This window comes from Peptoniphilus sp. SGI.035 (assembly GCF_050315115.1).
GTDB lineage: Bacteria > Bacillota > Clostridia > Tissierellales > Peptoniphilaceae > Peptoniphilus_A.
This window is the reverse complement of the sequence record NZ_JBNPOJ010000007.1, coordinates 71400-91931: the sequence shown is the minus strand read 5'-3', so window position 1 is coordinate 91931 and position 20532 is coordinate 71400. Positions and strand designations below refer to the sequence as shown.

At 29.7% G+C, this 20532-nt stretch carries 17 protein-coding genes; 10 read left to right on the top strand and 7 right to left on the bottom strand.

The genetic code is table 11. The annotated features are described in order from the left end of the window. Nucleotides 1–57 precede the first annotated feature (57 nt). From ACQRC6_RS05195 to ACQRC6_RS05150, 10 genes are all read left to right on the top strand, one after another. Nucleotides 58–1779 carry a DNA topoisomerase 3 gene (locus tag ACQRC6_RS05195; RefSeq protein ID WP_427848035.1) on the top strand — a complete coding sequence of 574 codons (1722 nt, stop codon included), beginning with the start codon at nucleotides 58–60 and terminating at the stop codon, nucleotides 1777–1779. Then, complete coding sequence (locus ACQRC6_RS05190) at nucleotides 1772–2737, top strand: DNA cytosine methyltransferase (RefSeq protein ID WP_427848034.1); 966 nt, start codon at nucleotides 1772–1774, stop codon at nucleotides 2735–2737. Before ACQRC6_RS05195 ends, ACQRC6_RS05190 begins: the two co-directional genes overlap by 8 nt. Nucleotides 2738–3486: 749 nt before the next feature. Continuing rightward, on the top strand, nucleotides 3487–3942 hold the full coding sequence (locus ACQRC6_RS05185; RefSeq protein ID WP_427848044.1) for a TnpV protein: 456 nt from the start codon (nucleotides 3487–3489) through the stop codon (nucleotides 3940–3942). A gap of 227 nt (nucleotides 3943–4169) precedes the next feature. Beyond that, nucleotides 4170–10367: a helicase-related protein gene (locus ACQRC6_RS05180; protein WP_427848043.1), complete on the top strand. Its 6198-nt coding sequence runs from the start codon at nucleotides 4170–4172 to the stop codon at nucleotides 10365–10367. Between the two features lie 43 nt (nucleotides 10368–10410). Beyond that, complete coding sequence (locus ACQRC6_RS05175; RefSeq protein ID WP_073185517.1) at nucleotides 10411–11067, top strand: DNA-binding protein; 657 nt, start codon at nucleotides 10411–10413, stop codon at nucleotides 11065–11067. 145 nt (nucleotides 11068–11212) lie between these two features. Then, nucleotides 11213–11434 carry a helix-turn-helix domain-containing protein gene (locus ACQRC6_RS05170; RefSeq protein ID WP_073185519.1) on the top strand — a complete coding sequence of 74 codons (222 nt, stop codon included), beginning with the start codon at nucleotides 11213–11215 and terminating at the stop codon, nucleotides 11432–11434. Continuing rightward, complete coding sequence (locus ACQRC6_RS05165; RefSeq protein WP_427848033.1) at nucleotides 11431–13281, top strand: Dam family site-specific DNA-(adenine-N6)-methyltransferase; 1851 nt, start codon at nucleotides 11431–11433, stop codon at nucleotides 13279–13281. The genes ACQRC6_RS05170 and ACQRC6_RS05165 overlap by 4 nt, the downstream gene beginning before the upstream one ends. 11 nt (nucleotides 13282–13292) lie before the next feature. After that, nucleotides 13293–14210, top strand: coding sequence for a hypothetical protein (locus ACQRC6_RS05160; RefSeq protein WP_073185522.1), 918 nt, complete (start codon nucleotides 13293–13295; stop codon nucleotides 14208–14210). Beyond that, complete coding sequence (locus ACQRC6_RS05155) at nucleotides 14203–15183, top strand: AAA family ATPase (protein WP_427848032.1); 981 nt, start codon at nucleotides 14203–14205, stop codon at nucleotides 15181–15183. The genes ACQRC6_RS05160 and ACQRC6_RS05155 overlap by 8 nt, the downstream gene beginning before the upstream one ends. A gap of 23 nt (nucleotides 15184–15206) precedes the next feature. Beyond that, nucleotides 15207–16415: a hypothetical protein gene (locus tag ACQRC6_RS05150; protein ID WP_427848031.1), complete on the top strand. Its 1209-nt coding sequence runs from the start codon at nucleotides 15207–15209 to the stop codon at nucleotides 16413–16415. A 17-nt stretch (nucleotides 16416–16432) separates the two neighbouring features. Here ACQRC6_RS05150 and ACQRC6_RS05145 read toward each other — a convergent pair whose 3' ends face one another. The 7 genes from ACQRC6_RS05145 to ACQRC6_RS05115 all read right to left on the bottom strand — a co-directional run bounded on the left by ACQRC6_RS05145 (nucleotide 16433) and on the right by ACQRC6_RS05115 (nucleotide 20417). Continuing rightward, entirely contained in the window at nucleotides 16433–17764 is a 1332-nt protein-coding gene (locus ACQRC6_RS05145) for a relaxase/mobilization nuclease domain-containing protein (RefSeq protein ID WP_427848030.1), read from the bottom strand. Nucleotide 17765: 1 nt separating this feature from the next. Beyond that, nucleotides 17766–18122, bottom strand: coding sequence for a plasmid mobilization protein (locus ACQRC6_RS05140; protein ID WP_000370326.1), 357 nt, complete (start codon nucleotides 18120–18122; stop codon nucleotides 17766–17768). Nucleotides 18123–18299: 177 nt separating this feature from the next. Further along, entirely contained in the window at nucleotides 18300–18635 is a 336-nt protein-coding gene (locus ACQRC6_RS05135; protein ID WP_427848029.1) for a hypothetical protein, read from the bottom strand. Continuing rightward, complete coding sequence (locus ACQRC6_RS05130) at nucleotides 18628–18861, bottom strand: hypothetical protein (protein ID WP_279177961.1); 234 nt, start codon at nucleotides 18859–18861, stop codon at nucleotides 18628–18630. The genes ACQRC6_RS05135 and ACQRC6_RS05130 overlap by 8 nt, the downstream gene beginning before the upstream one ends. Before the next feature lie 106 nt (nucleotides 18862–18967). After that, nucleotides 18968–19450, bottom strand: a complete 483-nt coding sequence (locus ACQRC6_RS05125) for a hypothetical protein (RefSeq protein ID WP_427848028.1) — start codon at nucleotides 19448–19450, stop codon at nucleotides 18968–18970. Nucleotides 19451–19458: 8 nt separating this feature from the next. Beyond that, nucleotides 19459–20007, bottom strand: a complete 549-nt coding sequence (locus tag ACQRC6_RS05120; protein WP_000062396.1) for an ImmA/IrrE family metallo-endopeptidase — start codon at nucleotides 20005–20007, stop codon at nucleotides 19459–19461. Between the two features lie 8 nt (nucleotides 20008–20015). Beyond that, nucleotides 20016–20417 (bottom strand): helix-turn-helix domain-containing protein, encoded by a 402-nt coding sequence (locus ACQRC6_RS05115; RefSeq protein ID WP_226323078.1) that lies wholly within the window; start codon nucleotides 20415–20417, stop codon nucleotides 20016–20018. Between the last annotated feature and the right edge of the window lie 115 nt (nucleotides 20418–20532).

Genomic DNA, 20532 nt, shown 5'->3' with positions numbered 1-20532 from the left:
TTAAAAGCTTGAGCGAGAGAGAAATCTTTCGCTCTTTTTTTATTTATGGAGGTATTAATGAAGTTAGTAATAGTAGAAAAGCCAAGTGTAGCAGTTACAATTGCAAAAGTAATTGGAGCAAGAACAAGAAAAGACGGATATTATGAGGGGAATGGATACATTGTTTCTTGGTGTGTAGGTCATTTAATTCAAATGGCAAGTCCAGAAAGACATGATGAAAAATGGAAGAAATGGACAATAGACACTCTTCCTATAATCCCAGAAGAATATATTTATGAAGTATCTAAAAGCACTAAGAAACAATATGGAGTTTTAAAGGAACTTTTAAACGATAAGAACATCGACACAGTTATAAATGCTTGTGATGCTGGACGAGAGGGAGAACTTATTTTTAGGCTTGTATATAATCAAGCTAAATGTAAGAAGAAGATTCAAAGACTTTGGATATCTTCAATGGAAAACAAAGCTATTGAAGATGGCTTTAGAAATCTTAAAAATGGAGAAAACTTTGAAGACTTATATAGATCAGCAAGTGCAAGAGCAATTGCGGATTGGCTGGTGGGAATGAATTTAAGTAGGCTTTATTCTTGCATTTATAAGGAAACATATTCTGTTGGTAGAGTACAAACACCAACTCTATATTTAATAGCTAAAAGGGATAGTGAAATAAACCTATTTAAGAAGCAAAAATATTATACAGTTGATCTATCTTATGGAGAATTAAAACTTGTATCAGATAGGATTGATAAAATTGAAGTGGCAGAACAACTATTAAATCTGCTAGAAGATGAAATAGTTATTACAGAGGTAGAAGATAAAGAAATAAGCACAAAACCAGATAAGCCTTATGATCTCACTACCTTACAAAGAGAAGCAAATAAATATTTTGGATATTCAGCAAATGATACTTTAAAGCTGGCACAAGCTTTGTATGAAAAAAAGCTAATCACATATCCAAGAACAGATAGCAGGTATTTAACCGATGATATGGTTAATACTATGAAAGAATTATTAGAAGGACTTGAAGAAGATTTTAAGATAAATGAGTCAAACTTCAAGTCTATTTTTAATTCATCTAAAGTTACAGACCACTATGCAATTATTCCTACTATATCAGGTATTGGAAAAGCTAAAGATATATCTGATAAAGAAAGCAAAATCTATAATCTAATTAAGGATAAATTACTTGCTTCATGTTCGGATAACTTAAAGGAATCTAGTAGAAAAATCAGATATGAATATGATAAATTTAACTTCAATGCAAGTGGCAAGACAGTAATCGATGAAGGTTATACAAAGTATCTAAAGAGCTATGGAAAAGAAAAACAAGAAAATGAATTACCAGATATAAAGACTGGAGATAAAATTAAGCTAACTTCTAAAAAGATATCAGAGAAATTTACAAAAGCTCCAAGTCATTATAATGAAAATACGCTTTTAAAGGCTATGGAGAATGCAGGAGTAGAGTCTTTGGATAAAGAAATAGAAGTAGAGAGAAAAGGCTTAGGAACGCCAGCAACAAGAGCAGGAATTATTGAAAATCTTATCCATAAGGATCTTATAATAAGAGATAAGAAAAATTTACTTGTAACAGAAAAAGGCAATAGGCTTGTATCGATTGTAGAGGATAAGTTTAAGTCGGCAGAAACAACATCTGAATGGGAAATGAAACTTGCAAAGATTAGCTCTGGAAAAGTAGATAAAGAAGACTTTTTAAGAGAAATAGAAGATAGTATAAGGGAGCTTGTAGATAGGTACAAGAATAATCTAAATGAATAAGGTGAAAATATTGGAGTTTTTCGGTGGCATAGGTGCTATTAGAAAGGCTTTTATTAATTTGAAGATACCTTATGAAGTAGTTGATTATGTAGAAATAGATAAGGCTTGTGTTAAATCATATAATACACTTTATGGAGAGAATTATAAGCCAAAATCAGTAGTAGGATATAAAGCTCCTAATGAAAAGATAGATTTAATCATGCATGGAAGTCCTTGCCAAGACTTTTCAAGAATAGGAAAAAAGCAAGGAGGAGTAAAGAATTCAGGAACTAGATCAAGCTTACTATTTGAAACAATTAGAATAATAAAAGAAATGAAAGATAAACCTAAATGGATAATTTGGGAAAATGTAAAGGGAGTCCTTGATAGAAATATGAGGGACTCCTTTTTTATTTATCTAAAAGAACTAGAAGACTTTGGATATGAAAGCAAGTATAAAATCTTAAATGCAATGGACTTTGGCATACCTCAAAAAAGGGAAAGGATATTTGTTGTTTCATGTCTTGGAAAAAACAACTTTTCTTTTAATAAATTGGAGAGGAAAGAAACTAGACCACTAAGTGAATTTTTAGAAAAGGATGTAAGTGAACTTTATACAATGACCCAACCTTATATGCTGAAATTTTTAAATAAAGGCATAGATAACAGTTTTAGAGGGCGATTAAAAGTGATTAAAGCTTTTTCTTATACTATTTCTACAAAACAAATGAGAGTTCCTAATTCTGGAATAATAGATATTGGAAATGGTAAATATAGGTATTTAACAGAAAGAGAATGTTTAAGACTCATGGGTTTTGATGATAGTGATATAGATAAATTAGAGGAAGTACATCCAAGAAGAAAAAATTGCACTTCAAGCAAACTATATAAGCAGGCAGGCAATTCTATTGTGGTTGATATTTTAATGGCTATTATAAAAGAAATTCATAGAATGGAGGTAGGAAATGCAAGTAAATGATTTTAAGAATATACAAGAAGCAATAAAGTATGAAGTTTTGCAAGATGAAAAAGAATATTTAAAACTCTTAAAAGTTATAGGTAACAATCAAAAATATGATTTTTCAAGCCAACTAAGTATATACAACAAAGAACCTGAAGCTAGAGCTTGTGCAACCTTTGATATGTGGAAGAAATATTTTGGTCGAGTTGTTATGAGAGGTCAAAAGGGTATTCCAATTTTAGTTGGAAGTGATGTAAGTCAAAGAGTTTCATATATCTTTGATATTAGTCAGACCACATCAATGGATAGGAATATTAATGAGGTTAGCTTATGGCAGTTTGACCACGAAAATCATAACGAGGCTTTAAAAGAAATTGTAAGAGATTCTTCATTTGAAGCTAGTGATTCACTCAATGAAAATATATTTTCTCTTAGTCGAATTTATGGAGATGAATATATTAATTTGGCTCTTGCTGATTTAAGGATAGATATAGAGGATAGACTGAGTTTTGAAAAGTTTATGAGGGACTCAATATCCTATGCGGTTGCTAATAGGTTTAATACAGTCTATCCTATGGATATGGAAAATTTAAAAAATAATTTTTTGAGAATTAATACAATTTCTTTAGAACAGATAGGTCTTGTAATATCAAGGGTTAGCGAAGATATTATAGATAGCACAATAGAAAAATCTAAGGAAATGGATCGAGCTAGGCTGCTGACAGAAAGGGCCGATGCCGACTATAATAGAGATATAGAAAATACAAATGAAGATAGAGGAGGTCAAAATGATTTATATAGACGAGATGATAGGTCAAGAAGTAGAGATGGACGAGTTTTCACAGATGGAAGCGACAGAGGAAATAGCGATGAAGATCGAAGAGAAAACCTTGGATATGATGGAGAAGGATCTGGAATTTATGGAGAGATATCCGAATCCGACATACGCAGTTCTAAGACTGTCTTACCTAGTAGGGAGCGAGGACATGGAGAACTGGAAGAAACTTCAGAAAATGTACGAGGAGAAAACACTTTTGAACCATCTGAAGGGAATTCAGAATCAGGCAGTGGACTTTATCAAGAGAGAGAAAGTCAAGATGATGAAAGCACAAGGATTGACAGAGAAGATGAAAAGAGAGAATCCAGAGGAATACCAAGGACAGATGAACAACTTGATGGCAACAGTGAAGAGAATGGCAATCAAGGAATACGTGGAAGCTTAGAAAATGAAATAAGTAAAGAAAAGGAAGCTGATGAAGCTTCTTTTTTTGATGACAAAAACAATGAAAATAGAAAAGATTATTGGATTGTAGAATTTAATGAAAACCACGAATTAGTTCCTGATTATAGTGGGCAGATAGTAACTAAAGACTTAATCAATATCCTAAGACAAAAGGATATTGATGTTAAAGACCATAATCAAACTCTTGGAGAAAATGAATTTGGAGAAATGACTGATGATTATATCGGGTATTTCAAATTCTATTTTGACCACTATGTAGATGGTGAAGTTGTCGAGCATTATAGGATTGACCTTGGTGATGGTGAAGAAGTAAATGAGCGTGAATTTTCATATTTAGAAGAACAAGTTGCACTAAGTGAGGAAAACTCTTTACAAGAAGAAGTTAAGGAAAAGCTAGAGCCTAAATTTAAGATAGGGGATCAGGTTAGATATAAAGATAAGGACTTTACAATTACAGATTTTGATGAACTAAGTGGAGGACTTAAAACTGTAACCATTAGAGATAATATGGAATATATGGGAGGTATGATTAGGGGTTCGGAAGTAATTCCATATAGAAATGATTCATACCTTGAAGAAATCTTTGAAAATCTAAGTCAAACATCAGAAAAACTAGCAGTAAAAGTTGGAAAAGAATTTATTTTAGAAGATGAGAATACCTTTGATGGAATTAACTTAATTGAAACAGGAACTAAGGTGGAAGTTAATGGAGAAGAAATCCCCTTATATAAGGGAGAAACGTTTGAAGAAAGTAGAAAGATTGATGACCTTTTAGATAGTGGAAATTATGAGATATATAAGTTATCTGAGCATGAAAAACAAATTGAAAGACAAGTAGAACAAGAAAGCTTTATTGATAACCATAATCCTGAAATTGACCAAATGATGGATAGATACAATGTCCCTAGGGAAGCAGCCGAAAACTTATTGAGGGGAAAAGAAGATTTAAAGAATCTAGGCTATGAACCTAATAAGGAAAGACTAAGTTTTGCTAGAAATTATGACTTAAAAAATCATATCTACTCAGAATACCTTACACCATCAGAAAAGCTAGATAAAAATATAAAAGCTATTAAAATGCTAAAAAGACTTGAAAATGAAAATAGGAGTCCAAGAGAGTATGAACAAGCATATCTGGCTGATTATTTGGGTTGGGGTGGTCTTGCTGATGTCTTTGATGAAGAAAAAGGAGGTCAATGGCTTGAAGCAAGAAATATTTTAAAAGAAAATTTAACGAATGAAGAGTATTTGAATGCTAAAGAGTCCACTCTAACATCATTTTATACACCTAGAGAGGTAATGGATGGAATATATAAGACTCTAACAGATATGGGTTTTAAGACTGGGAATATCCTTGAACCGTCTGCAGGGGTTGGTAACTTCATTGGTAATATGTCAAATGAAATGAAAGCGTCTAAAGTCTATGGAGTAGAAAAAGATAGCCTAAGCGGAAGAATAGCAAGAGAACTTTATCCTGAAGCTAACATTCAAATTAAAGGCTTTGAAGAAACAAACTTCTCAAATAATTTCTTTGACTTGGTAATAGGAAATGTTCCCTTTGGAGATTTTAAAGTTAACGATCGTGAATATAACAGAAATAACTTTCTGATTCACGATTATTTTTTTGCAAAGTCAATAGATAAGGTTAGGAATGGAGGAATTATCGCCTTCATAACATCATCTGGAACTATGGATAAAAAAGATGAATCTGTTAGAAAATATATTAATGCAAGATGTGAGTTTTTAGGAGCTATGAGGCTTCCTAATACAACATTTAAAGGACTTGCTGGTACAGAGGTTACTTCAGATATTATTTTCTTAAAGAAGAGAGATTCAGTTATAGAAAGAGATGATGATTGGATACACCTATCAACTGATAAAAAGGGTTTGACTTATAATAAATACTTTGTAGATAATCCTCAAATGGTATTAGGGGATATGAAAGAAGTATCTGGTAGATTTGGTAATACCATCACTTGTGATGCAAAAGAAGATGAAAATCTAAAGGATTTAATGGATCTTGCAAGTAAGGAAATATCTTCAAATTCAAAATATGAAGAGGTCGAACTCTTGGAAGATGAAGAATTAAGTCTTCCAGCAACAGACGATGTTAAGAATTTTTCTTACACTATTATTGACGAAGAAGTCTACCTAAGAGAAAACTCAGTCTTAATCAAGCAGAATATATCAGATAAAAATAAAGAAAAGATAAAAGATTATCTTGATGTAATGAATGCTTTAAAAGATGTAATAGAAAAACAAAAGGACGATTTTTCTGATGAAGAAATAAAAGAATCACAAGCAAAGTTAAATGAAGTCTATGATAACTTTTCAAAGAAACATGGCTTTATTAACTCCTTATCAAATACTAGAGCCTTAAAGGAAGACTCAAACTTTCCACTGGTTTCATCAATAGAAATACTTGATGATGAGGATAATTTCAAAGCTAAGAGTGATATATTTTCAAAAAGAACAATCACAAAGGCAAAAGTAGTAGACCATGTAGATACTTCCCTTGAAGCCTTAGTCTTATCAGTTTCACAAAAGGGATATGTAGATTTTGAATATATGGAATCTATCACAAGTAAAGATAGGAATACTTTAATTGGTGAACTTGAGGGCGAAATATTTTTAGATATTAAGGATACAGACCTAATAAATAACAGAATGCCCTTTGAAAACTTTGACAATGACGATCCATTTCATTTTTCATATGTATCGGCTGATGAATATTTAAGTGGCAATATTAGAGAAAAAATTGGCTACCTCAATTCATATATCGGAGAAATTGAAAATGTAATAGATTTAGCACCTTCTGAAAAGAAAGACACATTATTAAACGAGTTAGGCAAACTCAAATATCAAAGAGAAAAATTACAAGAAGTTATGCCTGAAGAACTCACTGCCTCTGATATAAATGTAAGGTTAGGAGCAACTTGGATACCTCAAAAAGATATAGAAGACTTTACTTTTAATCTTTTAAAAACACCAGGTTATGATAGGTGGAATATAAATGTTAGGTTCTCACCACATACAAGTGAATGGAATATTGAAGGTAAAAGTGTTGACTCAACTAATGACCTTGCTAACATGACTTATGGTACAAGTAGGGTGAATGCCTATAAGCTAATTGAAAATGCCCTTAATCTAAAAGATACGAAGGTATTTGACCAAGTAATAAATGATGATGGTTCTAAGACTTCTGTATTGAATAAAAAAGAAACTATGCTTGCAAGTCAAAAGCAAGAACTGATTAAAGAAGAATTTAAGAATTGGATATTTGATGATCCTGATAGAAGATATAGGCTAGAGAAGATTTATAATGAAAAATTTAACTCAATTAGAAATAGAGAATTTGATGGTTCTAACTTAACTTTTGATGGAATGAATACTGAAATCAGACTACGAGAACATCAGAAAAACGCCATAGCAAGGACTCTTTATGGTGGAAATACACTACTTGCCCATGTAGTAGGAGCAGGAAAAACTTTTGAAATGGTAGCTTCTGCTATGGAATCTAAAAAGTTGGGACTTGCAAGTAAGTCATTATTTGTAGTTCCTAACCATCTAACTACTCAAATTGGTAGAGAGTTTATGCAATTATATCCGTCAGCAAATATTATGGTGGCCGATAAAAAAGACTTTCAACCCAAAAATAGAAAAAGATTTATTGGTAGGATTGCAACGGGAGAATATGATGCGGTCATCATAGGACACTCTCAATTTGAAAAAATACCTATGTCCAAGGAATACCAGGTAAGGCATATACAAGACCAAATAGATGATATAGTTTCCTTTATTGACGAGAATAAAAGAAATAGAGGAGAAAATTTCACAGTAAAACAACTAGAAAAGACAAAGAAGAAACTCTTGGTAAGACTTGAAAAATTAAATGATGACTTTAAAAAAGATGATGTAATAACCTTTGAAGAACTAGGAGTAGATAAGTTATTTATAGACGAAGCTCATAATTACAAAAACCTATTCTTGCATACAAAGATGAGAAATGTTGCGGGTATCGGTCAAAGTGAAGCATTTAAGTCTTCGGATATGTATATGAAATGTAGGTATATGGACGAAATGACAGATGGAAAGGGTGTTGTATTTGCTACTGGTACACCAATATCAAATTCAATGACAGAGCTTTATACCATGCAAAGATATCTTCAATATGACGATTTAAAAGCAAGAGGATTAGAACATTTTGACGCCTGGGCTTCTACTTTTGGAGAAACAGAAAACACCTTTGAATTATCTCCAGAAGGCACTGGATATAGGCAAAAGACAAGATTTTCAAAGTTTTATAACTTGCCTGAACTGATGAGCATGTTTAAAGAAGTAGCAGATATAAAGACCTCAGATATGTTAAATTTGCCAGTGCCAGAAGCAAATTTTGAAGTTATTAAAACAAAACCTACTGAGGAACAAAAAGAAATATTAGAAGCTATTTCAGAAAGAGCTGACGCAGTTAGAAATAACCAAGTCGAGCCAACAGAAGATAATATGTTAAAGATTACAAATGATGGTAAAAAACTTGCCCTTGACCAAAGATTAATAAATCCACTACTTCCCGATGATCCTAATTCAAAGGTAAATGTATGCGTTAAAAATATCTTTTCGATCTGGGATAAGACAAAAGAAAAATCATCGACCCAATTAGTATTTTCAGATATGTCTACACCAAAAGGAGATGGAGAATTTAATATCTATGATGATATTAGAAATAAGCTAGTAAATATGGGAATACCAAAAGAAGAAATAGCCTTTATCCACGAAGCTGATACAGACAAACAAAAAGACGAATTGTTCTCCAAGGTAAGAAGAGGAGAAGTAAGAGTCTTATTAGGATCTACTCAAAAAATGGGAGCAGGTACAAATGTACAAAATAAACTAATAGCCTTACATGATTTAGATGTCCCATGGAGACCGTCTGACCTAGAGCAAAGAAGTGGTAGAATTGTTCGTCAAGGTAATGAAAATGATAAGGTAAATATCTTTAGATATGTAACAGAAAATACATTTGATGCCTATTTATGGCAGACAATAGAAAATAAGCAAAAATTCATTTCTCAAATTATGACTTCAAAAACTCCAGTAAGGGTTGCGGAAGATGTTGATGAGGCAAGCCTATCTTATTCAGAAATTAAGGCTTTAGCGACTGGTAATCCTCTAATTAAAGAAAAGATGGATTTAGATAACGAAGTTACAAAACTAAAAATGCTTGAAGCAAACTATAAGTCTAATAAATATAAGCTTGAAGATAAGGTAAATAAAATTTATCCTCAAAGTATTTTAAAAACTGAAATGGAAATACAAGCAGTTAAAGAAGATATTGCAAGTGTTGAGAAATTAGGAGAAGGAGATAGCAAATTCACTTCAATCAGTCTTGGGACAAATAAAATTTTAGATAAGAAAGAAGCTGGAGAAAAGCTATTAGAAGAAATAAAAAAGGTAAAGATAAATGATAGCAAGGTTATTGGTAAATATAGAAATTTAGACTTACAAGTTTCATATAACTTTATGAATAATACTCATACCTTTAAACTTCTAGGAAAAGCAGAATATTTTGGAGAGTTTTCAAACTCTACTGATGGGAATATAACAAGACTTGATAATGCTATTGAAAAAATGCCTTCAAGACTTGAAAGATTAAATCAAAACCTTGAAAACTATAAAGAATCATTAGAAAATGCCAAAGTGGAATTAACTAAACCATTTGAAAAAGCTGATGAGTTAAGGGATAAGACACTAAGACTAGCTGAGATTAATAAACTTTTAGATATGGGAGAAGTAGAAGAACTAGAAAACCAATCACCACTATTAGAAGATTTTAAAAGGGCGATAGTTGATTATTCTAACTACGAGTTTTCAGAATCTAATGGCTATGAAGACTTTGACAAACTATACCCTGATTTAAGCCATATAGGACTTGCCTATACAGAAACACCTGATGGTAAGCACTCTATTCAATATGAGATAAATTTGGAAGAAAAAACATGGACTCAGTATGTAGATAATATTGCTATTAGAACAGAATCTTTTGTAGAAGAAGATATATCTAATTCACAAGCTCTTAAAGATATGACTGAAGCCATAAAGATGTCAAGTTTTGATGATCTGGTATCAGTAGATGAAGAAGATTTAAAACAAGCCCTAGGATTAGAAATAGATGATGATGGAAACTTCTATGATCCACTAGCAAAAGATCTTGACAATGATGGAATACCAGATAGGTATGACAATGATTTTAAAGATAGTGATTACTTTGAATCAACTTATGATGTAGAGGATAATCTTCACGCAAGGGAAGAGAAACCATCAATATTGGGACAAATATCAAAATTCAAATCGGAAGAAGAAAAAGATAAAAATCAAGAAAAAAACGAAAAAGCACAAGAAAGATAGAGGAGAGCGAAAGGCTCTCCTTATTTAGTACAAGGAGGACAATATGGAATATAAAGATATTAGAGAAAACTTAGAAGAAATGATGAATGATAATTACAAGGATTTTATAAAAGCACTTGTGAGCATAGAAAAAGGTGTTAATGATGAAAAGGCACTTGAAGAAGTCTATGTTTTATATATGAACAATGACACAACGGGTCTACTAAGTGATGACTTTGACTATATGATTGATGATATGAAAGAACAAGGTAAGATTGTTGAAAATGTCAGTGATATTGAAGCAAAAGATGATCTTATAAATCTCGTTGGCAATATAGCTGGAAAAGTAGAAAATCTTGAAAGAGAAAACGCAAATGGAGAAAAATTCAAAGTAAGTAATTTTTCTCTTGTTTCAAAAGATGACGATGGAAATAAAGTTTATACCAATTGTTCAGCTTATGGAGATAAGACAAAAGATTTAGAGAACCTAAAACAAGGAGATTTTGTTAAAATATTCGGACAAGTAAAAACAAGCATTGACAACAACGGAAAGGAACATAAGAATGTCCGTATTTTGTCTTCTAAGCTCTTAAAAGCAAAAGAACAAGTAAAGAGTCAAGACAAGGATAAAAAGTCTATATTAGGGCAAATAAAAAGCTTTAAGACAGATGATAAAACTAAATCAAATAAGAAAGATCATAGCAAAGATACAGAGAGATAAATATCGGCAGTCTTCGGACTGCCTTTATTTTTTTGATCACTTTAACGAAGTAAATCATATAATTGAAAGGAATCTGTGTTATATGCTATAATTAGGTAGTTAATCTATACATTTAGAAAGGTAAAATATAGAATTGGAGAATGATATGGGATTTTCATATAATAAATTATGGAAGTTATTAATAGATAAAAATATGAAAAAAACAGACTTACAATGTGCAATAGCAACTACACCCAAGACAATAGCAAAAATGGGAAGAGACGAAAATGTAAGTTTGGAAACATTAGGAAAGATTTGTGAGTATTTTCAATGTGATATTGGAGATATTATTGAATATAATTATATTAAAAGTGAGAAGAAATTATGAGGTACCTTGGAAACAAAGAAAAACTAACATGGTTTATAGAAGAAGTTATAGAAAAACACAATATAGAAGGTGAAGTTTTTGCTGACTTGTTTTCAGGAACTTGTTCTGTAGGAGATTACTTTAAAGATAAATATAAAATAATCGCTAATGACTATATGTATTTTTCTAAAATTATAGCTGAGGCAAAATTATTAAATGCTACAGCACCTAAATTTTCATCATTTATAAATAAATACGATGAAGATCCATTTATATACTTAAATAATAGAAGTTATAGACCAGGTAAAAATTTTTATATTTATAACAATTACACTCCAGTTGGAAATAGGATGTACCTTACCGAATCAAATGCAATTAAGATAGATGGAATGAGATTAGATATAGAAGAATTCTATAAAGATGGTGATATAGATTATTCAGAATACTGCTTTCTTTTAGCCTCTCTTTTTGAAAGCGTAATGAAAGTATCAAACACAACAGGAACGTATCAGGCATTTTTAAAATTTTGGGAATCTAGGTCTTTAAAGGAATTTGAATTAACATCTCTAGAACTAAATAGTGTTGAAGAAATAAAAGATAACACTATATTTTGTGAAAACACTAATAAATTAGTTAGGGAGATTGAAGGAGATATTGCTTACCTAGATCCTCCCTATACAATTAATCAATATACTAATTCATATCATCTAATAGAGACAATTGCTAAGTATGATTATCCAGAAATATTTGGGAAAACTGGAAGAAGAAAAAAAAGAGAGCTTTCAGACTATTCAAATAAAACTAATGCCATATATGCTTTTGAGGATCTTTTTAGACAGATAAAATTCAAACATATTTTGGTAAGCTATAGCAATCAATCGATTCTAAGTATTGATGAAATGGTAAATTTGGCTTCTAAATTTGCTAAAAACAATAAAGTATATGTTGAAAAAGTTCACTATAGAGAATATGCTACTAATAATTTAAGCATGAAGGGAAATGGTAAAAGTCTTAAAGAGTGTATTATTTATTTTGAAAAAGATTTTACCATAAATAAGTCACCATTGAATTATTCAGGCAGCAAAGATAAAGTGGCTGATAAAATATTTAAGTATCTACCTAATCATGTATCTGTTTTTGTAGATGCTATGGGTGGAGCATTTAACATTGGCGCTAATATTCAAGCCATGGATAAGGTTATTTATAATGAATATAATCCTTTTATTTATTCGATAATAAAAATGCTTTTAGAATCTGAACCAGAAGCTTTAATTTCTGACATTGAACAAACAGTTAAAAAGTTTAATTTAAAGAAAAAACATAAGGATGAATATATAAAATTTAGAGATCATTATAACAAACAAGATAAATCCCCTTTAAATTTATTTGTATTGCAGATTTATGCTTTTCAAAATATGATTAGGTTTAATAATTCATATGAAATGAACACACCAGTTGGTAATAATGAATATTGTGAAAGTATAAAAGAAAGAATTCTAGGCTTTATTCCTAAAACTAAAGACATAGAATTACTAAATAAATCATATGAGGATATAGACATTGAAGACTATCCGCTTGATACTGTTTTTTATTTTGATCCTCCTTATTTTATTACCAAAGCTGAGTATAATGATGGGAAAAGAGGTTTTAAAGGTTGGGATTCAGATGAAGAATCAAAATTGCTAGATTTTTTAAATCATATTGATCAGTCAGGTAGAAAATTTATGCTATCCAATGTAGTGGAACATAATGGAAAAGTTCATAACATATTAATAGAATGGATAAAGAGTCATGGATATTCTGTTCATAGTATTGGTCAGACTGGAATAAAATATCCGAGGAAAGAGGTTTTGGTTACAAACTATTAGGAGGTTATCATATGGAAAGAATATTATATCTAAATGATAAAACTTTTCCAGATTTGTTTTATAAACATCCAATATATAAAAATAACAATTCTTTTAATATTGAAAATAGGATTGTGGACAAAATAAATGAATATAATTTTAAGTTAAACATTAAATCAATAGAATATGGTGATGTTAAAGCAACATCAGGTTTAAAAGATTCTGGAAAATTTTTTGGACTTATTCTGGATATTATTGATATTAATGTTGTGAAAATGGATCTACCTATACTAAAACTTGATAAAGGGGAATTCTATTATAAAATATTTGGATATATTTTTATATCTAATAATGAAGAGGTTTCGAGGAGTGCATTATTCTCGCAAACTATTTTTCCAGAATTGATTACAATTATAAATGACAGTCTTGATAGTCCAAACTTCAAGGTTTCAAATAAGCCGATATATTTAATTAATCTAATAGCTACAGAGATCAAGGCTTCTTATTTGTTACAAGAGCTGTATCTAATGAAGTTATTTGGAATTGAAATTGTCAATATTTTTAATGAGTGGATGGATGATTCTGTAGTAATAGAAAACTTTAAAAGTTTTGACAAAATTTTTCACGGAAGTAATCTTGATGATATATATGAGTACAATAGCATTAAAAACGATTTTGTATTGAAATTAGATAGATTTAATACCGGACTTGAAAAGGTAGATGGAGAGTATAAAGTAAAAGGCAGTAATGAAAAGTTTTATTGGATAAGAGCTTTAGGATTGACTTTATTAGCAATAAATTCTAATTTAATGGTGGACTTATCTTTAATTAATGATTTTAACAATAAGTATTCTAATGAGATTACAAATCAAAGTAAATTTAAAAGAACTCAAATATTATTCGAATATTTAGAGAAGCTAAAAAAGGGGAAGGAGTATTTTGATGTTTGATCAAAAAATATATTTTGGTGCTCCAGGCACAGGTAAAAGTTTTGAAATAAATAAACAATTAGCCAATATACCCAATAGTCAAATCTTTAGAGTAGTTATACATCCAGAGTATAGTTATCTTGATTTTATTGGGCAATTATTACCTTACAAGGATTCTAATGGTACTGGCTTTAAGTTTTTTCCGGGAGTACTAACCTTGGCATTGATGAAAGCATATGAAGATTTATCGAAAGATGTATATTTGGTTTTAGAAGAATTATCAAGAGGTAATGTTTCTGCTATCTTTGGCGATATATTTCAATTATTAGACAGAAATGAAAAGTTTGAAAGTGAATATCCTATTAGAAATGAAAATATTACATCTCACATACCTCAAATTACGGATGATCAACTTGTGTTTCCTAGCAATTTTAATATTTTATGTAGTGTAAACACAAACGATCAAAATGTATTTCCAATGGATACTGCTTTTAAAAGAAGATTTGATTGGATTTATGTATCACCAAGACCTGCAGAAACCGTACCTGGAACAATTGATAAAAAATTAAACAATCCATTATTATCAATAAAGTATTCTTTAGGTGATTTTGAAATGAACTGGCAGTCATTTTACTGGTCTTTAAACAGATTTATAACTGATAAAAGTAATGGATTGGGTCTAAATGAAGATAAGCAAATTGGTCAATTTTTCATTAAATTCGACGCAAAGGATATTAATGCATCCAATTCACCAGGAGATCCGTACTATCAATCAGCACAAAAAAATATAATAAAAATCATTAAAAATAAACTACTATTATATTTGTGGCAAGATATTCATGGTGTAGCAGGTTTTTCAGATATAAAACTATTTAGAGATGACATATCGAATTTTGATGATTTGTATATTAAATATGAAAATGATCAGGTGTTCTCTGATAATTTCATATCTAATTATTTGATTAAGGATAAGGACAAGTTTGGTTATTTATAAATATAAGCAATAAGAGGTGCTATATGGTCCATTTTTACAATGAAAAAGACTTTATTGATGTAGATTATTTAAAAAATCTAGGTTTAAAAATTAATAAAAGAGACACAACAACAGTCTATGATGAAAAAACTAAAATGGATCTACAAAGAATAAATTTTGTCGGCGTAGATGTTGATAAAGATAATAATATGTTTGTTTTTTTACCATACAGTTACGAAGTTAAGTCTATTAAGGATGATACTAAAACATTGATGAAGACAATTTATAAACATATGCAGAGAAGACCAGAATTATATTTTGGAAAAGATTCCAAAGAAATTTTTGATAGTAATTATCCATTTTCCTCTTTTTTTGAAGTTTATGACTATTATTTGAATTATGGCTTATATGTAGAATATAAAGATGATATAACAATCCAAAAGTCTGGACGTTTAAGTTGGAGAAATATAATTAAAAAATCTCAGAAATATATTATAGATGATAATATTTTCTTTACTCCACTATATTATAAAAAAACATCTAGGAGATCGACTTTTATATCGGATTGTATGTCATATGTATTAGAATATACAATAAAGAAATTTGGAAACTTGCTAGGACTTGGCAGTTTAGGGCTGCAAACAGATAATAAAAATTTTATTAACTATAAAGATCAGGTTATTAGAGAACTATTCATAATTAAATCTACAAGTTTTAACGATATAACAAATAAATTGATAGACTCTCTAATTGATTTTTTTAAAAGTATAAATATTGGAGGAAGTTACTATCTAAAGCATTATAATTTCGCTAAAATATGGGAAGATATGGTAACCTTATATGTAAATAAAAAGTTGATAGGAATAAATAATAAGTTTTTAGACCTAAGTGGAGATGGGCAAGAAAATAATTTTAAAAAGAGAACCTATTATCCTAATGAAATTCATCCAGATCAAAAAATGGAGCCAGATTGTGTATCCATTATAGATAATAGGCTGTATATACTAGACGCTAAATATTATAAACCATTAGATATTGATTATAAGCAAATATGCTATTATTTGTTTTTGAAAAATTATTACGATGATATTAGCGAGATATACACATCGTTGATATCTCCTAGCAATGTTAGAAAATCGGATATAAATTTTAAAATGAATGAGAAATTTGATCCGATGTTAAAGGATATTCAAATCAATATAGATTACATTGATATAAGAGAAGTTATGAAATTTTGGAATGAAGCAAAATAATTAATAAAAATTATATCTTATCTTTCAACCTCTTTTCCATAATAATTTTCATAGTTTTTCCTATATTGAACAAGGTCAGAAAATTGTTCTTTATTCAAAGAATACTCTTGCATAAGGGTGTTCTTTTCTTCTTGCAATTTATCGAGTTTGGTTAGTATTTCTTTTGTGTTTGGTAGTTTTTTATAGTTAACTAAAATTTCTTTAGCGGCTATTTTATAGACGGAAAGTTCACTATAATATTCTTCTGTAAATTGCTTATCATCAGGATTTTTCTTATGGTATTTATAGATTTCACGATACTTATTTATAGTATTAATATTTTCCATATCTTGAGATAAACTCTTCATTTCAATTTCAATTTTCTTTATTTTATCCAACAAGTCTTGTCTATCATCAGCAGATTTTTTGATCAGGTCATCGAGTTGAGTAATTGAATTGATTCCTTGTTCTCTTAATTTAATTATTGAATCAGCCATTGTTTTTATATTATGTTTTCTTGCCCAGACTTCGTAACCTTTAGAGGATTGAGCTTTTTTATTAGTAGATATATCAATAACATTTCCTACACGCTTTTTAGTAGGATTAGCTTTGTTTTTAATAGCTAAATCTATTCTTTCTTTGATTTTTTCTTCGGTATAATCTTCCCCGATAGTCTTAGCTCTTGTAAATCTTTGCTTATCTTTATGACGAAAAGCAATATGTTTACCAAACTTAATTTCATAATCAAGAGACTTCATATTTTCTAAAAACTCTTCCCACGATTTAGACTTATTAATTATTCTATCTATATCAAATTGCAGTTTAGATTTCCAGGAATTTCCTTTCTTGTTTTGGTCATATTCGTACCAAGACTTACCAGCAGTTTTATATTTTCTTTTGTAAGCTTCATAATATTTATCAATGACTGAAAGCTTATTTTCTTTACATAATTCGTCACTTTGATACCTGATTTTGTGGTAAGATTTTTTGTTGGATTGGTAGCATTTACCAGTCTTGTAATTAACATTATTAAAAATAATATGGTTGTGGATATGCCCTCTATCTATATGAGTTGCAAGAACAAACTCATAATCTTCTTTTAAAATTTTCTTACATAATTCCATTCCTATCTCGTGAGCTTTTATAGGATTAACCTCTCCTGGTAGAAAAGATTGAATTAAATGTCTAGCCAAAACTGTACCTTTAGTATCATTATCTTCTCGTGTTTTCATAAATTGTATATGAGCAGTAGATGGATGACATTTGAATGAAGATACTAAGATTTTTTCATCAGTTTTTTCACTCTTAGTAATGTAATCTATTGCCAAATTTAGAGTTGATTTTATAGGATGTATCTTTGTAATTGCCATACTAATCACCAGAACTTTCTTTTGATTTATTAAGAAGTAGGGAATGGATCTGCCATATTTCTCTTGATAATTTTTCTATCTGCTTATTCATTGATTCAATTTCATTTTTGTAAATAACACCAGTTGTATTAGTTGCTTTTGCAATCTGGTTTATATTATTTGTTGCATTCGAAAGTAGCCATTGTAAGTTTCTAAATGGCTCTAAATCTACAACATAAATCTCTTTTTCCAATACACACTTTCTAAGAAAGTGGGACATAGTTTTGCAATTTGCAAGTTTCATTTTCTTTTCAAAAACTTCTTTTTCTTCATCTGTTAAATATATTTTTAGTTGATTATTTCTTTTTCTATTATCCATAGTATATCTCCTTATCATAAATTATTGGGGTCTTAGGATTCTCCCTAACAAGGTAAAATTGATAAAAAAAGAAGCAGTCCATAAAGGTTCTGCTTCATCAATTTTTCGTAAGTGGGTACTCACTTACTGTGCTTGCTATTAAAGTTATAAGCGTTAAGCGTGTATTTAATTTTATATCTAAAAACCTAATTTTGAAATTATAATAGCTCCAATAACTGTAGCAATTATACCAAATATCCACTTCATTATAAAATCATGACTTCTTATCTTGGAAATAAAATGATTATAAGAGATTCCTTTATTTGTAAGATTTAAGTGATAAGGGATATTGTCTGCCCAGAATACGGTAATATAGTTTCCTTCTTTAAGTGTTTTAAAAGAATTTCTAATTTTAAAATCATCTGATGAATCTAATTTATCAAATTTATTAGTCCAATATTCTTGTTGTTTTTCCTCACTCAACTTTTTAACTTTTCTAATTTCTTTCAATAATTCCCAATCTTGTTTAACCATGTTTATTATCCTTAATGTAATAATTTTGAATGAAGTAATTTGCAATATAACCAGCTAAATAATCGTGCATATCAAGAATTTGATTATAATATTTTTCTTCTATTTTACCATCTAGCCATTCATCTTCAAAATCTTCAAACTGGCTTGAAATATCCAAATATGTTTCTATATAATTTTTAATATTTTTGTCAGTCAATTTTTCTTTTACCTTGTCTAAGTCAATCATATAATCTCCTAAGTTTTTCTTTTAGTTTATTCCTCATAAAGAGATTATAACAATAAATAGAATTTAAAAACTGTCAAAATTGTTTCAAAAATTTAATGTATTTCACTTACTCATTAGTTTCTCCAAGTATAAATTTCATTCTACCTTTAAACACTGGAATACTAATCAAGAATACAATTACATAATGTATAAAGGAATTTATCATCATACTTTTTGTTATTGGTAATTGATGATAAGTTTGACCGATTATCTTAAAAGCGGTTAGTGTGCTTGTTATAAAATCTAATGCCAACCATAGGGCGACTGATGATCCTATAAAAGCAATTATATAGTTTAAAAGTTTACTAATCCTTGGTAGCTTTTGATTTATTAAAACTAGCAATATTCCATAAATTATTACTACTGTAATTGAAATGGGAATAGCTAATTTGATATCTAGTTTATCTTTTATGGATATATAAAATCCTAAACCTACAACTATAAAATCAATCAAAAATGCTGAGATTTTTACAGAGTAGGTAGAGATGAGATAGTAGAAAACTATTCCAGAAAGGATTAATAAAATATATCCTGCAATAAAAATTCCCATAGAGTCTCCTAATAATAGTCATCATGTTCAGGACGATAGTTTTTGAGAAAATCTCCCTGAGGTGTATTAACATTAATTGGTTTATTAAACTTGCCCATTTTTGCCAACTCAGAAATTTTTAGATTTAGTAAATTTATATCTACACCTAACTTTCCAGCGATTTCATAATCACAAACTTGATCATTAATATTATCGAAGACATCTTCATCACTAATTAATAAATGAGCTGCAAAAATATTTGCTTCAGTTTCAAATTTGTTTGTTGGGTTTAATACTGTTTGGTCATGAAAAGCTCCGCCACTCATACAATAATCTCTGTGAAGTTGATCGTGACCTAATTCATGTGCTAATATAGTTTTTCTATTAAAATTTGTGTTGCTACTGATAAAAATAAATCTGTTTCTTTGAATATAATGGTACATTCCTAAAAGTATTTTTGTTTCAGGTAGATATACTAGGTTAATATTCAAAGCTTCTATTAATTCGATAGGATCTCGTGTCTTATATTTTTTTATAAGTCGATTAACCTTATCATATATATAGCGATTCATGCTCATAAAATCACCTAATCTTTTTTCTTACGACCGTATTTCTTGTTTTCTCTTTTAGCCTCCCAATAAGCACGAGTAATAGCTTCAAAAGCAGCATCTTTATCTTCATCAGATATTTCTCCACCTGCAAATAAAGAACTTAGACCTTCTGTTAATGCTCTAGCTTTTTCTAATTCTCTTTTGCCACCCATGTTATAAACTCGATTTAAAAATTCGTCACTATCTTCTAGAAGATAATTGTAATCACAGTCCATAACTTCAGCTATTTTTTTGTAAACCTCGACATCTCTTGGGTATCTTTCTCCGTCTTCATAATGTACAAGAGTTCTTGTACTTATTCCTATCATTTTTGCAAAATCTGCTTGACTTAACTTTTCTTTTTCACGAAATTCCTTTAATCTATCCGCAAAAGCCATAACTTTAACCTCCTGTACTAATGTGCATTTATAACTTTTAATACGAACAATAGTGCTTGAATTATTTTTCAATTTGAGATATAATACAAACTGAACTTATATTCATATTATAGCA